The sequence below is a fragment of the Mesorhizobium sp. M7A.F.Ca.US.002.01.1.1 genome (genome assembly GCF_004022955.1).
Classification (GTDB): Bacteria; Pseudomonadota; Alphaproteobacteria; order Rhizobiales; family Rhizobiaceae; genus Mesorhizobium; species Mesorhizobium ciceri.
This window is the reverse complement of the sequence record NZ_RZQE01000122.1, coordinates 1-13485: the sequence shown is the minus strand read 5'-3', so window position 1 is coordinate 13485 and position 13485 is coordinate 1. Positions and strand designations below refer to the sequence as shown.

The 13485-nt window shown below is 63.3% G+C and carries 12 protein-coding genes and 1 pseudogene; 12 read left to right on the top strand and 1 reads right to left on the bottom strand.

Annotated elements, in window-relative coordinates:
• The 11 genes and pseudogenes from EN932_RS14720 to EN932_RS14665 form a co-directional block, all read left to right on the top strand.
• Positions 1–180 (top strand): annotated as a pseudogene (locus EN932_RS14720) (glycosyltransferase family 1 protein); the annotation flags it as partial.
• Positions 177–1484, top strand: a complete 1308-nt coding sequence (locus EN932_RS14715) for a hypothetical protein (protein WP_024501738.1) — start codon at positions 177–179, stop codon at positions 1482–1484. The pseudogene EN932_RS14720 and the gene EN932_RS14715, both read left to right, overlap by 4 nt.
• Before the next feature lie 8 nt (positions 1485–1492).
• The gene (locus EN932_RS14710) at positions 1493–2722 is read left to right on the top strand and encodes a GNAT family N-acetyltransferase (protein ID WP_127369232.1); all 1230 of its coding nucleotides are present in this window, start codon (positions 1493–1495) and stop codon (positions 2720–2722) included.
• Between the two features lie 12 nt (positions 2723–2734).
• Complete coding sequence (locus EN932_RS14705) at positions 2735–3958, top strand: GNAT family N-acetyltransferase (protein WP_127385385.1); 1224 nt, start codon at positions 2735–2737, stop codon at positions 3956–3958.
• Positions 3959–4058: 100 nt separating this feature from the next.
• Positions 4059–5240, top strand: a complete 1182-nt coding sequence (locus tag EN932_RS14700; RefSeq protein ID WP_348629897.1) for a glycosyltransferase family 9 protein — start codon at positions 4059–4061, stop codon at positions 5238–5240.
• Between the two features lie 224 nt (positions 5241–5464).
• Positions 5465–5689 (top strand): hypothetical protein, encoded by a 225-nt coding sequence (locus tag EN932_RS14695; protein ID WP_027160830.1) that lies wholly within the window; start codon positions 5465–5467, stop codon positions 5687–5689.
• A 45-nt stretch (positions 5690–5734) separates the two neighbouring features.
• Positions 5735–8224: a DNA ligase D gene (gene ligD, locus EN932_RS14690; RefSeq protein WP_127388419.1), complete on the top strand. Its 2490-nt coding sequence runs from the start codon at positions 5735–5737 to the stop codon at positions 8222–8224.
• Between the two features lie 288 nt (positions 8225–8512).
• Positions 8513–9418 carry a Ku protein gene (locus tag EN932_RS14685; RefSeq protein WP_013530615.1) on the top strand — a complete coding sequence of 302 codons (906 nt, stop codon included), beginning with the start codon at positions 8513–8515 and terminating at the stop codon, positions 9416–9418.
• The gene (locus tag EN932_RS14680) at positions 9415–10530 is read left to right on the top strand and encodes a tetratricopeptide repeat protein (RefSeq protein WP_127368646.1); all 1116 of its coding nucleotides are present in this window, start codon (positions 9415–9417) and stop codon (positions 10528–10530) included. The genes EN932_RS14685 and EN932_RS14680 overlap by 4 nt, the downstream gene beginning before the upstream one ends.
• Positions 10531–10739: 209 nt before the next feature.
• Positions 10740–11384 (top strand): alpha/beta fold hydrolase, encoded by a 645-nt coding sequence (locus EN932_RS14670; protein WP_127368645.1) that lies wholly within the window; start codon positions 10740–10742, stop codon positions 11382–11384.
• A 6-nt stretch (positions 11385–11390) separates the two neighbouring features.
• Positions 11391–12161 carry an exodeoxyribonuclease III gene (locus tag EN932_RS14665; RefSeq protein ID WP_127365689.1) on the top strand — a complete coding sequence of 257 codons (771 nt, stop codon included), beginning with the start codon at positions 11391–11393 and terminating at the stop codon, positions 12159–12161.
• 11 nt (positions 12162–12172) lie between these two features.
• On the opposite strand, the gene EN932_RS14660 is transcribed toward EN932_RS14665, so the two are convergent.
• Positions 12173–12316, bottom strand: a complete 144-nt coding sequence (locus EN932_RS14660) for a hypothetical protein (RefSeq protein ID WP_127224232.1) — start codon at positions 12314–12316, stop codon at positions 12173–12175.
• A 38-nt stretch (positions 12317–12354) separates the two neighbouring features.
• Between EN932_RS14660 and EN932_RS14655 the strand changes: the two genes are divergently transcribed.
• Positions 12355–13485 (top strand): SdrD B-like domain-containing protein (locus EN932_RS14655; protein WP_128368885.1); only part of this gene is annotated, 1131 nt, incomplete at its 3' end.

The following is a 13485-nucleotide window of genomic DNA, read 5'->3' as shown; positions in this document are numbered from 1 at the left end:
ATCCTCGCCCCTGAGGCCTGGCGCGGGTTTGTCGCTGCCGGGCGCGCGCGCTATGAGGCGATCTTCAGCGAGCCGGTCGCGGCCGCGGCGATCACCGCGATCGCCGCCGAAAAGCTGAAGACGACCATCGCGCGGCCGGGCAGGGCGCCCGCTGCCCGCGCAGCGGAGACACGGCCGTGAAGTTAGCGTTTCCGAGCCATCTGGTTCGACGCCTCGTGCTGATGATCGGCGGCGAGGCGATGCAGAGCGGCTTTCATTTCGCCCTCAACATCATGCTGTTGCACATGCTGTCGGCGCAGGGCTACGGCCTCTTCGCCATCGGCATGGTGATGGGCGGGGTCGGCCTGTCCTATATCAGGTCGCTCACCGCTGTTCCCGCCAGCATCTGGATGAGCAAGAGCACCAACAGCGCCGGCGTCGATACCTATGACGTGGCGTTCGGAACGGCGGCGCTGATCGTGGCGTTGCTGATGGCCGTCGGCACGGCTGTTCTGATGCATGTCCTTGGAGATCCAAGCGGAATTGCCGCCGGCTGCTTCGTCGGTGCCTGGTCGTTGCGCAGCCATATGCGCACGGCTTTCTTCGCACGGCGCCAGCAGGTTGTCGTCTCCATCAGCGATGGCGCTTTTACAGTCGCCGGCTGTGTCCTGACCGGGCTGTCGATCTGGTTGGTCCAAGACCCGCTGCAGACCGTATTCTATGCACTTGCAGCCGCAAATGTGTTCGGCATTTTCGTCCTGGTCCGCCTGGCTCGGCGCTCGCTTCGCATCAGCTTCCGCATGCCGACGCGCCGACGCTATGTCAGGCTCTGGCCCCAACTGCGCTGGTCGGCATTCAGCGCGACCACCACCAACATCCAGGGTCAATGTCTGGCGCTGCTGGTCGCCGGCATTGCCGGGCCAGCCGCCTACGCACCGCTGGCGGCGGTTCTGGTGCTGTTTGCTCCGCTGCGCATCATCAGCCTTGCATTCGTCAACATGACGCAGCCGGATCTCGCCAGGCTGATGCGGAACAATGAAACAGGCCGTGTCTGGACGCAGGCCAAGATCTGGGCGCTCGTCATGGGGCTCGGCGGCCTTGCTTATGGATGTGCGATCATGTTCGTCCTGCCGATGATAAAATCCCAGGCTCTCCAGGACGCTTCGACCTGGTTCATCGGGCTTTTCGTGATCGCGAATTTTGTCCCGATCATGCTCTATATCATGCCCCGCATCGTGCTTGAGATACTCGGCGATTTTCGGATCGTCGCGTTCATCACCACGGGCGGCGCGGTCGTCGGGCTGGCGCTGATCGCGGCCCTGCTGGCAATCGCGTCTCCGCCGTGGGCGTTGTTGGGTTCCGCCGTCTCGGAGATGTTCGTGCTCGTGGCATCGTGGTATTTCGCGCATCACCGCATGTGGAATATCGAGCATCCCGATGAGGCGCGCGACAGCCGGTTGGGCGCGTGGCGGCGGACGCTGCCGTTCGCTACGGCAAAGCGATAGGAAAAAACATGGCAGTCCAGGCGGTGCAAATTGCTGCGGTGACCGGCTCGCCCGATGGCCAGTCCTCCCATCCGGCCACCGTCGTCGCCATCGATGCCTACACGGCGCGGCTCCACACCAGCTTGGAAGCGGTGAGGCCGCTCTGGCTGCGCCTCCAGGCGGACGGTGTGTGCACCGCCCACCAGAATTATGCCTGGGCCGAGGGGATCGTCGCGCGGCTAATGCCGGAAGGTGCGGAACTGCTCATCGTGGAGGTAAACGATGCCGTGACGGGCGCGCCGCGAATGCTGGTGCCGCTGATACGGCGGCCGGCCTTCCGCCATCGGGTGATCGAATGGCTGAGCTGTGGCGTTTGCGACTATTCGGCACCGCTGCTGGCCGATGCCAGCCCGTGGACGATGCAATCGGCGCAGGCCGCGTGGGCTGCGGTGCGTTCCGTGCTGCCGCCGGCGGACCGCATCCAGATCACGGGAATTCCGCAATCGATCAGCGGCATCGCCAACCCTCTGGCCTTGCTCGCAGCCACGCGCGATTCCCTGCATACCAGCTTCGGCCTCGCCATCGACGGCGACCCGGAAACCGTGCTCAAGCGCCTATGCCGGCCATCCTTCGTCAAGGCCTTCAACAAGGACTGGCGCCGCCTCGAACGGCTTGGCGACGTGGAACTGGTCGAAGCCAACACGCCGGCCCTGGTGGAGGTCATCTTCGGCGGCCTGGTCCGGATGCGGCTCAGCCGCTTTCGCGAACTGGGCCGCTTCGACCTGCTGACACAGGCGACGGCTGTCGATTTCTATCGAAACGCCGCTCTCGAGGGCCTGTCGGATGGATCGGTGCGGCTCTTCGGGTTGCGTGTTGGTGAAGCTCTGATCGCGGTACAATACCTGCTGATCCATCAAGTCACCGTTCATGCTCTGCTGATCTCAATCGATCAGGGCGCGGTGCCCAATGTCTCGCCGGGACTTCTGATCATGGGCAAGTTGATGAGTTGGGCGCGCGGCCGCGGTTTCGATTATTTCGACCTGTCGGTCGGCAACCAGAGTTATAAGGAACATATGGGTGCCGTGGGTTCGGGCCTGCGCGAGCTTTGCCACGGGATTACGGTGCGAGGCAGCGCCGTGAGCGCAGCCATCGAGGTCCGCAACCGGACCGAGGTGTTCGTGCGCTCCAAACCTCGGCTGCTGAAGAGGCTCCAGGGACTGATGCGGGACTTGCGGCGCCTGCGTGGGGGATCGGAATGACGGGAGAAGCATGTGGCAAGCTACGCGGCGCGAACGACTCCGATAAGGGATTTGCCCGGTGGGCGGTTTTCCCCGACTGTCGCCAACGCTGATGCAACCGCGCACTTCACGGCTCGGCTGCACACCAGTTTCGATACCGTAAGGCTGCTATGGCTGCTGCTTGAGGCGCACGGCGTCTGCACTGCCCATCAGCACTATGCCTGGGTCGAAGGAATCGCCGCACGGCTGATGCCCAAGGACGCGGACCTGGTCGTCATCGAGGTGAGTGACGCCGTGACCGGCGCGCCGGCCATGCTGCTGCCGCTGATGCGGCGCCGGGCCCTCGGCCACCACGTCATCGAATGGCTGAGCTGCCGCGTGTGCGACTACTCGGTGCCGCTGCTGGCGGATGGGAGAGCGTGGACCAGGCAGAGTGCCGACGCCATGTGGGCGGCGGTCCGTGCCGTTCTGCCACCGGCGGATCGCATCCATATCGCCGGGATCCCGCAGCAGATCCACGGCCTGGTCAATCCGCTGGCACTGCTTTCGGTGGCGCGCGACTCCATCCAGGTCACCTCCGGCCTCGTCCTGCATGGCGACCCGGAGACGCTCATCAAGCGGATCTGCAAGCCGTCCTTTGCCAAGGCCTTCCGCAAGCATTGCCGCGGCTTCGAACAGCTTGGGGGCCTCGCTCTGGTCGAGGCCGACACGCCGGATCTGACCGAGGAGCTCCTGGATGTGCTGCTGGAACTGCGGCTGAAGCGTTTTCGTGAGCTTGGGCGTTTCGATCTCCTGACGCAGGTCCCGGTCGTCGATTTCTACCGCGCCGCGGCGCTGCAAGGCCTGTCGAATGGATCGGTGCGGCTCTTCGGTCTACGCGTCGGTGAAGCCTGGCTCGCCTCCATCTATGTGCTGGTCAGAAAAGGCACACTTCACGCCCTCCTGCTGGGCATCGACCAGAATGCGGTCGCCAATGTCTCACCCGGCCTGACGACGATGGGCAAGCTGATGATGTGGGGATGCGAGCGGGGCTTCGACTATTTCGACCTGTCGGTCGGCGGCCAGGGCTACAAGCAACATATTGGTGCCGCGAGTTCGGTTCTGGCCGAGATCTGCGAACCGGTGACGGTGCGGGGCAGGGCTGCGAACGCAGCCATTCTGCTGCGCAGCCGGGTCGAAGGCATGACGCGGTCGCGCCCACGGCTGCTCAAAGCCGTTCAGGGCCTGACGCGCCGCTTGCGGCGATTGAAGGACTGAGGACGAGCGTTTGCCGGTCCTGCCGACGACCGATGCAAAGAGGCACCAAGGCCGGCAAGGTTGTTGACAGGGTTGGTTGGCTCTATATTTGAAAGCGCGCTTGACGTTCAGAAATGAGTGTCGTCGGCAGATTTTCTCAAATTGGCGTTTTCGGCAGATCATCTCGATGAATGCAAGTTTAGGAGATGGGATTCGTTCCATCCTCATTATTCAAACGAAGTACATTGGAGATGTCGTTCTGACATCTGCTTTGGTTCGCAATCTGCGTCTTTCTTATCCACAAGCATCGGTAACCATGCTTTGTGCGCCGGGACTCAAGCAGTTCATCGTCGCGCAAGGGATCGCCGATGTTGCCGTTGGCTTTGAATCCCGCGGCAGAGGAAGGACTCTGCTCAAGCGTTTGAGCGACTATCGTGGCGTCATCTCTGATCTGCGGCGTCGAAAATTCGATCTTAGCATCGACCTTGCCGATTCAAAAACCTCGCGGATAATGCATCGTTTGATCGGCGCTCCACTTCGCGTCGGCTTCGATCCTTCCGAGCATCCGATGAAGTTCTGGGAAATCCAGCTTGCAAACGTTCTCGCCGCGACTTTCGGACAGGGTGGCCCCCATTATCTCTACAGGAACCTGTCTCCACTCCACGCGCTTGGGTTGGATTGTCAGGACCCAACGCCTCGGCTGCAGCCGAACGGGACCGCCCAGGAAGAGTGTGCCAGGATTCTTGCGGAAAACGCTTTGGCAAAGAAGTCATATGTGGCCGTGCATGCCGGCGCTAGGTTCGAAGGGCGTTGTTGGCCGCCGCAACATTTTGCTGCGGTCATCGACGAGGTATACGCCAAAACCGGGTTGCGATCTCTGCTCGTTGGTGGGCCGGACGAGGGGCTTGCCGCGCAAAGGATCCTTGAAGTGGCAGCGTCGCCGGTCGCCAGTGTCGTCGGAAAGGCCTCGCTTGAAGTCCTGACGGCATTGTTGGCCGAAGCATCAATCTTTCTAGGCAATGAGAGCGGCCCGATGCACATCGCGGCATCTGTCGGAACTCCAGCGGTGGGGTTGTACGGCCTGACGTCGCCCGAGCAATGGGGCCCGTTCGGTGTCCCGAACCGGACGCTCCAGCCGGTCATGCCCTGTCCATGCATCGCTCCAGGTGTTTGTAAAGAAAACAACCCCGGTGGGGTCTATTGTGTGCAGCGGCTTCAGGTTGCCGAGGTCGCGGCAGCGACACTCGATCTCATCGGGGAAGTCCGAAAATCCACTCATTCGGGTATGCCGGCCGCTTCGTAGGCTGGCGGCAACAGGCACGATCACGCGCGGCTTCGTCTTCGCGCGCTTCACATCGTGATTCAGGCCGAGACCCGAGCATCTTCAAAAGACTGCAAAATTTAACCGGACTGCAACCTGCACTGCCACGAAAATTGACAGGACACCTCGTCTCCGGCATCCTTGGAGCCAGTCGCAAGGCCGCCGACAGCGGCCGTGTTGCGTGTCAGGCGACCGAGGGCAGTGTCATGTTCAGTCCCGTCACAGGTCAGAATTCCAAACGCGCCGCGGTGCGCAAAGCGCTCGATCGTCACAAGGTCTACATCACCGAGCAGCGTTTTTCGGAGGGCACCTACCAAGCCCGGGTTCTGGTCGATGGCGAGGCCTATTGGGTCGACGAATTCCGGCTGAGCCAGTTGCAGCAAGGGCTGTCGCCGGCGGAGCTCGAGTTGACGCCGGCCGCTGACGATTGAGAGCGTGACTGGCTTGTTCCTGGCCGCCGTGCTTCGATCTTTGCGATGACAACTCCACCAAAGCTCAAAGCCTATCGCGCCAAACGCGAATTCGCCAAGACGCCGGAGCCGGTTGGCGGGCTCGTCAGCAGCGACGGTAACCGCTTCGTCGTGCACAAGCACCACGCCACCGCAGACCATTATGATCTGCGACTGCAGGTCGGCGATGTCTTGAAGAGCTGGGCGGTGCCGCGCGGGCCTTCGCTCAATCCGGCCGACAAAAGGCTGGCGGTCGAGACCGAGGATCATCCGCTCGAATATATCGACTTCGAGGGTGTCATTCCCGAAGGCGAGTATGGCGGCGGGCCGATGATCGTCTGGGACACCGGCAGCTGGGCGCCGATGGACGATGTCGAAAAGAGCTTGCGCACCGGCGCCTTCAAGTTCCGGCTGGCCGGCGACAAGCTCAATGGCGGCTGGATGCTGACACGGCTGAAACCGAAACCCGGCGAGGACGAAAACAAGAAGAACTGGCTGCTGTTCAAGGAGCGCGACCTCGCCGCCGACACCGCGCTTGACATCCTCACGGCCCGGCCGGAGAGCGTCAAATCCGGATTGCGCATCGAGGAGCTGGCGGCGCCGGCAAAGCCCGCCGCCAAACCCGCGCCCAGACAGGGATCGCTGAAGCCCGGCACGCTGCCGGGCGCCTTCAAGGCCCCCATGCTTGCCCGTATCGAGCCGCAGCTGGCGACGCAGGTGCCAAAACCACCCGATGGCGAAGACACCAAACAAGTCTGGCTGCACGAGATCAAATTCGACGGCTACCGCACCATGGCGCATCTCACTGACGGCGTGGTCAAGCTGATCACCCGTGGCGGCATCGACTGGACGAAGCGTTATGGCGACCTGCCGCATGCGTTCGCCAAACTGCCGTGCCGCGACGCCATCATCGATGGCGAGATCGTGGTGCTCGACGCCCGGGGCATCAGCCGTTTCGCGCTGCTGCAGGATGCGCTGGCCGAGGGCGCCGGCAGCAAGCTCCATTTCTACGCCTTCGATCTTCTCCATCTCGACGGCTGGGACCTGACCAAGGCGCCGCTGGTCCGGCGCAAGGCGCTGCTCGCGCAGATGCTGTCGGGCCTCGGCGCCAATTCCGCCATCCAGTTCTCCGACCATGTCGAGGGCTCGGGGCAGGGGCTCTACGACCAGGCGTCGGAACTGGGGCTGGAGGGTGTCGTCTCCAAGCGCGCCACGGCCATCTATCAGAGCGGCCGAAGCAAAAGCTGGACCAAGACCAAGGCGCTGCTGTCGGACGACTTCGTCATCGCCGGCTTCACCATCTCCGATGCGGCCGAAGGGCTGGCGGCGCTCGGAATGGCAGAGTTCGAGGGCGGTGAATTGCATTATCGCGGCAAGGTCGGCACCGGTTTCGATGCCGCCACAGCCGGTGAATTGCTCGCCAGGCTGGAGCCGCTGCGGGAAGGCGCCACCGCGCCCGAGGGCGTTCCGCGCGAGATCATGCGCGAGATGAACTGGGTGCGGCCGCTGCTGTCGGCGCGCATCCACTACGCCAACCGCACAGCGGACAACGCACTGCGCCACGGCGTCTTCCGCGGTTTGAGGGATGTCGGCCTGTCGACGCCGGTATCCTCGACACGCAAGCGGCTGATCGCCGAGGCTGACCTTGCCACCATCTGGGTGACCAACCCGACGCGCCGGCTGTTCGGCAAGACCGGCCCGACCAAGCTCGACATCGCCGTCTATTACGCGCTGGTCGGCGATTTCATGCTGCCGCACATTCTCGGCCGGCCGGTGTCGCTGGTGCGCTGCCCGACCGGCCTGCCGAAGGATTGCTTCTTCCAGCGCCACGCCTTCACCGGCATGCCGCCCTCGGTGGTGACATTCGAGGCGACAAATTCCGAGGGCGAAACCAAATCCTATCTCTCGGTCGAAGGCGCGAAAGGGTATCTGGCGCTGGCGCAGTTCGGCGTCGTCGAGTTCCACACCTGGGGCACCCACCGCGCCAGCCTCGACAGACCCGACCAGATCGTCCTCGACCTCGATCCGGGAGAGGGGATCGCCTGGCGCGAGGTGGTCGAGGCCGCCGTGCACATCAAGGACGAATTGGGGCGCCTGGGGCTGGTGCCGTTCGCCAAGACCTCCGGCGGCAGCGGCATCCACATCACGGTACCTGTGACAGGCAAGCAGAACTGGAAGAAACTGCACCAGGCAACCAGCGCGATCGCCACGCATCTGGCGACAACGGCGCCTGATACTTTCACCACCACCATGGGCAAGGACAACCGCAAGAAGCGCATCTTCATCGACTACCACCGCAATGCGCGCGGCCACACCTCCGCAGCACCTTACTCCTTGCGCGCCCGCACCAATCTGCCGGCCTCGACGCCGGTCAGCTGGAGCGACCTCGAATCCATCGATGCGCCGCAGGATTTGAATTATTCGTCGCTGCCAGGCCTGCTGGCGACGTCGGGCGATCCGTGGGCCGAGATCGACGAGTTCGCGCGGGATTTGCCGACCCTGCGCTCGTCATCCTAGGTTATGCGCCGCGTCGCTTCGCTCCTTGCTTAGCCCGAAGACGACGAAGAGTATGATCGACGCTTCGTACAATTTGAATTATCCTTCGCCTGCGACCCTTAGGCGTCCTAAAAGATTTCGTCAGGGATTTGCCTGTATCGTGTGGGGTCGGTGTAGGATTTGCGCGGCGCCAATCGTCCTTCGGACGAAAGCGCTGCAGAGAGTATGATCCCGAAAAGTGGGAACCGGTTTTCGGAGAAGATCATGCTCAAGCTAAAATGTCAGTGCATGACCGCGTAGGAGTGTTTCATGGCGCCCAGGGCAAGTTGGAAAGGTTACCTCAAACTCAGCCTCGTGAGCTGTCCGGTGCGGTTGTATCCCGCCACCAGCGCCAGCGAGCGCATCTCGTTCAACCAGTTGCACAAGAAGACCCATAACCGCATCAACATGAAGCCGGTCGACCCCGAACTAGGGCTCGTCGAGCGTGCTGATCTGGTCAAGGGTTACGAATACGAGGACAAGCAGTACATCATCATCGATGATGCAGACCTCGACGCGGTGCGCATCGAATCCAACCATACGATGAACATCGAGGCTTTCGTCGACGAGGACGAGGTCGACGTCATCTACCAGGACGCGCCCTACTACATGGCGCCCGACGGCGCGATGGCGGAGGAAACCTTCGCCGTGTTGCGCGAAGCGATGCGCAAATCCGGCAAGCTCGCCATCGCCCGCCTTGTGCTGTCGAGCCGCGAGCGCGTGGTGACGATCGGCGCGCGCGAGAACGGCATGTTCGTGTGCACCTTGAGGAACCCGAACGAAGTGCGCGGGACGGCTGAATATTTTGGCAATATTCCAGCTGGCAAGCCCGACCCCGAAATGCTGCAGCTCGCCGAAGCGCTGATCAAGCAGAAGGAAACCACCTTCGATCCGAAGAATTATGAGGACCGCTACGAGGCGGCACTCATGATGATGATCCGCGAGAAGCTGAAAGGCCACAAGCCGATCATTGCGGCGGCACCGGAGCGCGGCAATGTCATCAACCTGATGGATGCGCTGAAGGCGAGCCTGTCGCAATCGAAGCCGCCGGCCAAGTCGAAGAGCAAGGCCGACGAGGTTGCCAAGCCAGCTGCAAAGAAAGCGGCAGCGGGTGGTGCTGCTGAAAATCCGCTGAAGGCCAATCTGCTGAAGGCGGTCGGCAAGAGCAAGAAATGACGGCACCGACCGGCGCTGTTTTCGGCACCATCGGCGCGCTGGCGGCGTTTCCGCTCAGACTGGCCGCGCGTGAAGTCGAACGCCAGCACGGCCAGCTGCGGCGCGGCGTCACCAGGCGCACCACGCATGTCGTGTGCGGCCGCACGCTGCTCGCTAAGGCCGGGCTCTCCAGGAACGGCGATGCCGAGATCGAGCGCCGTGTCGCCGCCGAGCGCGGGGCCGGGCGGACGCTGATCAGCGAGAACGGATTCCTGCGCCTTCTCGGACTGATGAAGACACCGGAAGCGTCTTCGCTGTCGCGGCAATCGCTGATCGATCAGTCGCGGCTATCCGGCGCCGAGCTCGATTTGTTGTCACTGTTCGATGCGTTCGAGCATGACGCAGAACCCTATTCCTTCCGCGACCTGATCCTGGCGCGCAAATATGCCGGGCTCGTCGCCGGCGGCGCGACATGGGGGGCGATCGCGCGCTCCGTCCACCGCTCCGGCCCGGTGGCGTCGCTGACCGCCAAGTCGCTCAATGTCGGCTCGCAGCATGGGCGCGCCGATGCGATCTATCTCGAAGGCGGCCAGAGCGAACTCGACGGACAGCTTCTGTTCGATTTGGGCAGCGCCGGTTCGGCAGGCGACGAAACACTGGAAGAGTTGTTTGCCGAGGCCGAAACGGCGGAGGAGGGTGGCGACCATGATGGGGCAGCCGCACTCTACCAGCGCTGTCTCGCCATCGATCCGAGCGATGCGATTGCCGCCTTCAACCGCGCCAACTGCCTGCGCGCCGGCGGCCACGCGGCGGACGCCGCGCACGATTATATCAATGCGATAAAACTCGATCCGGCCTTCGTCGAGGCCTGGTTCAACCTCGCTGGGCTGATGAGCGAGCAGGGCCGCGAGGCCTCGGCGCGAAGGCACCTGCAGAAAGCGATCGCGCTCGACAAAAACTATGCCGATCCGGTGTTCAACCTCGCCCGGCTCGAATTCGACGCCGGCGATCTGCCGGAGGCGCGGCGGCTGTGGGTGCGCTATCTCGAACTCGATGCGGAGTCCGAGTGGTCGCGGGTGGCGGCCAAGGGCGTGCAGTTCGTGGATCTGCAGTTGGCGCGTACGGCGGGGTGAGGGATGCTGGCGCTTGAACACCCCCCTCTGGCCTGCCGGCCATCTCCCCCGCAAGGGGGGAGATCGGCAGCTTGGGCGTCCCGTTCCTGCTTGCAAAGTGGGAGATTGGCGAAAGCGGTTGAGCGCGCAATCTCCCCGCTTGCGGGGGAGATGTCCGGCAGGACAGAGGGGAGTGTGACGGAACTCGACCTCTCCAGCAAGGCCGCCCCATGACCACATTCCTCTTCGATGGCCACGATGCCGCCCCCGTCACCATCCTGCTCGCTCACGGCGCCGGAGCGTCGATGGATTCCCCCTCGATGACCGCCACCGCCAAGGCGCTGGCCGAAGCCGGCTTCCAGGTCGCGCGCTTCGAGTTCCACTATATGGCTGCCCGCCGCTATGGCCACCGCAAGCCGCCGCCGCGGGCCGAGACGGTCAACCCGGAATATATCAAGGCGATAGCCGACCTCAGGGCGAAGGGCGTGACCGGCCCGCTCGTCATCGGCGGCAAGTCGATGGGCGGGCGCGTCGCCTCGATGGTTGCCGACGAGATGTTTGCCAAGGGCGAGATTTCAGGCCTGCTGTGCCTCGGCTATCCCTTCCATCCGCCGGCCAAGCCCGATCAATTGCGGACCAAACACCTCGCCGATCTGAAGACGCCGACGCTGATCTTCCAGGGCACCCGCGACGAGTTCGGCACCAGGGACGAGGTTGCGACTTATGACCTTTCCGATCGCATCGAGGTGATCTGGCTGGAGGACGGCGACCATGATCTGAAACCGCGCAAGAGCATTTCGGGATTTTCGGCCGCCGACCATCTGAAGACGCTGGCCGAGACGGTGAAGGCGTGGTCGGGTCGGATCGTTTCCTGACCTTCGATGAAGATCGCCTCCTTCAACATCAACAACATCAACAGCCGGCTTGAAAACCTGCTGGCATGGCTGGCTGTGGCAAAGCCCGATGTCGTGTGCCTGCAGGAGCTGAAGGCACGCGACATGCAGTTTCCGCGCTCGGCATTGGCGGCGGCCGGCTATGGCGCGGTGTGGAAGGGCGAGCCGACCTGGAACGGCGTTGCCATCCTGGCGCGGAGTGCCGAGCCCGTGTTGACCCGCGATGCCTTGCCCGGCGACGAAGCCGACAGGCAGAGCCGCTACATCGAGGCGGCGGTGAATGGCATTGTCGTCGCTTGCCTCTATGCGCCGAACGGCAATCCCCAGCCCGGCCCGAAATTCGCCTACAAGCTCGCCTGGCACGCGCGGCTGGAGGCGCATGCCGAACAGTTGCTCGACACCGGCCTGCCGGTGGTGCTGGCCGGCGACTACAACATCGTGCCCGAGCCGCGCGATATCTACGCCACCCGCTCCTATGACGACAACGCGCTGGTGCAGCCGGAAAGCCGGGCGTCGTTCCGGCGCCTGCTCGACCAGGGTTGGCTTGATGCCCTGCGCAAGAAGCATCCGAAGGAAACGCTTTACACATTCTGGGACTATCGCCGCAACCGCTGGCCGCGCGATGCGGGCCTCCGGCTCGATCACATCCTGCTGTCGAAGAAACTGGCACGCCGCCTGACCGCCGCCGGCATCGACCGCGACGTGCGCGGCGAGGACGGTGCCAGCGACCATGCGCCGGTGTGGGTGGAATTGAAGTAAGGCGACTGCTTTCATGCGTCGCGCTTGAACGGATCCATGCAACGCGCTTTAAGTCTTTTGTCTTGATGCATGTCGCTGTCCCAAACCCGGGTTCGCTTTTGGCCGACATGCAATAACCTGTCGGCAAAGTATTCCAACGCAGCCGGATCGCCCATGAACGCAATCCTCCACGAGATCTGTGAAAGGAGGCTCCATGCCTGACTTGGGCGCTGTCGAGATACTGTTCGCCGCCCTTGTGGTGCTTGCGGCAGCTGTCGTGTCCTGGCGGCTGTGGCGGAAGCGCAGCCGCCGCAAGGGACGGCGGCAGACCAATCCGGCTGCCGACTATGCCGTCCGCACCGACTGGAGCGGCCGCGGGGGCATGCTCAATTACTCGTCCTTCGTCTATTTCGATGTCGATCGCGACGGCAAATACGGCGCCGGAGACCGGCCGATGGCCGGGATCATGGTGCGGCTGTATGATAAAGCCGGCAAGCTCGCCGCGTCCGCGCGCACCAACAATGCCGGCTTTGCCAATTTCCCCATGTCGGTGAAAGGCAGAAAGGCCGTGATCCGCAAGCCGGGCAACTGGCGCTTTGTGGTTTCGGTGCCGCCCGGCTGGCAGGCGAAAAGCGAAAACGACATTCAGTCCCGACACTTCCTGCCGCTGCCGGGTTCGCCGGCCGGGATGGTATCACAGGAGATGCTGCTGCCGGTCGGTCTGGCGCCGCCGCGCCGCGTCAGCGGGCGCGTTGCCGGCGATGGACCCGCGACCCTCTCCGTGTCGGGGGACGGGCACGTCCTGGAGACGCGGACACTGGCGCCGGGTGCCGTCTTCAGCTTCGACCTGGCTGAAGAAGCCGACACGGTCAGCATCAGTGGCGAAGGCTTGGAGCGGCGGCTGACGCTGTCGCCCTACTCGGCGGATCTCGGCCTGCTGTCCGCGCAACGCGCCGGCATTGCCACCGATGCCGCTCTCGAAACGATCGGTTTCGACGATGTGACGTCGCGCACCTTCAGGAAAATTCCGGCCGGTCATGCCGGATTGGCGTGGCGCAACCTGAATGCGATGGCGCGCGACTACACCAAGGACAGCCAGGGCTATGTCAATGGCAACGTCTCCGGTGACCATGTGCTCTACACCAGCAGCGGGCTGCCTGCCGAATTCAGCTGCGAACGGCCGTTCGGCTTTCACTCGGTCATGCTGAGCGCCGCCTGGCTGGCGTCGGAAGGGGAGGTGGCGCTGATCGAAAGCTGGCTTGGCGAGCAGCTGATTGCAAGCGATCAGATCACGCTGTCGGCGCTGACGCCGTTGCACTATGCCCCGATGCTCAAAGCTGTAACG

What these genes read in the sequence shown, in the direction of transcription:
- EN932_RS14695 (WP_027160830.1), top strand. Translation starts at nt 5,465, where the DNA reads ATGTTCAGTCCCGTCACAGGTCAGAATTCCAAACGCGCCGCGGTGCGC.
- EN932_RS14680 (WP_127368646.1), top strand. Translation starts at nt 9,415, where the DNA reads ATGACGGCACCGACCGGCGCTGTTTTCGGCACCATCGGCGCGCTGGCG.
- EN932_RS14685 (WP_013530615.1), top strand. Translation starts at nt 8,513, where the DNA reads ATGGCGCCCAGGGCAAGTTGGAAAGGTTACCTCAAACTCAGCCTCGTG.
- EN932_RS14660 (WP_127224232.1), bottom strand. Translation starts at nt 12,316, where the DNA reads ATGGGCGATCCGGCTGCGTTGGAATACTTTGCCGACAGGTTATTGCAT.
- EN932_RS14710 (WP_127369232.1), top strand. Translation starts at nt 1,493, where the DNA reads ATGGCAGTCCAGGCGGTGCAAATTGCTGCGGTGACCGGCTCGCCCGAT.
- ligD (WP_127388419.1), top strand. Translation starts at nt 5,735, where the DNA reads ATGACAACTCCACCAAAGCTCAAAGCCTATCGCGCCAAACGCGAATTC.
- EN932_RS14670 (WP_127368645.1), top strand. Translation starts at nt 10,740, where the DNA reads ATGACCACATTCCTCTTCGATGGCCACGATGCCGCCCCCGTCACCATC.
- EN932_RS14665 (WP_127365689.1), top strand. Translation starts at nt 11,391, where the DNA reads ATGAAGATCGCCTCCTTCAACATCAACAACATCAACAGCCGGCTTGAA.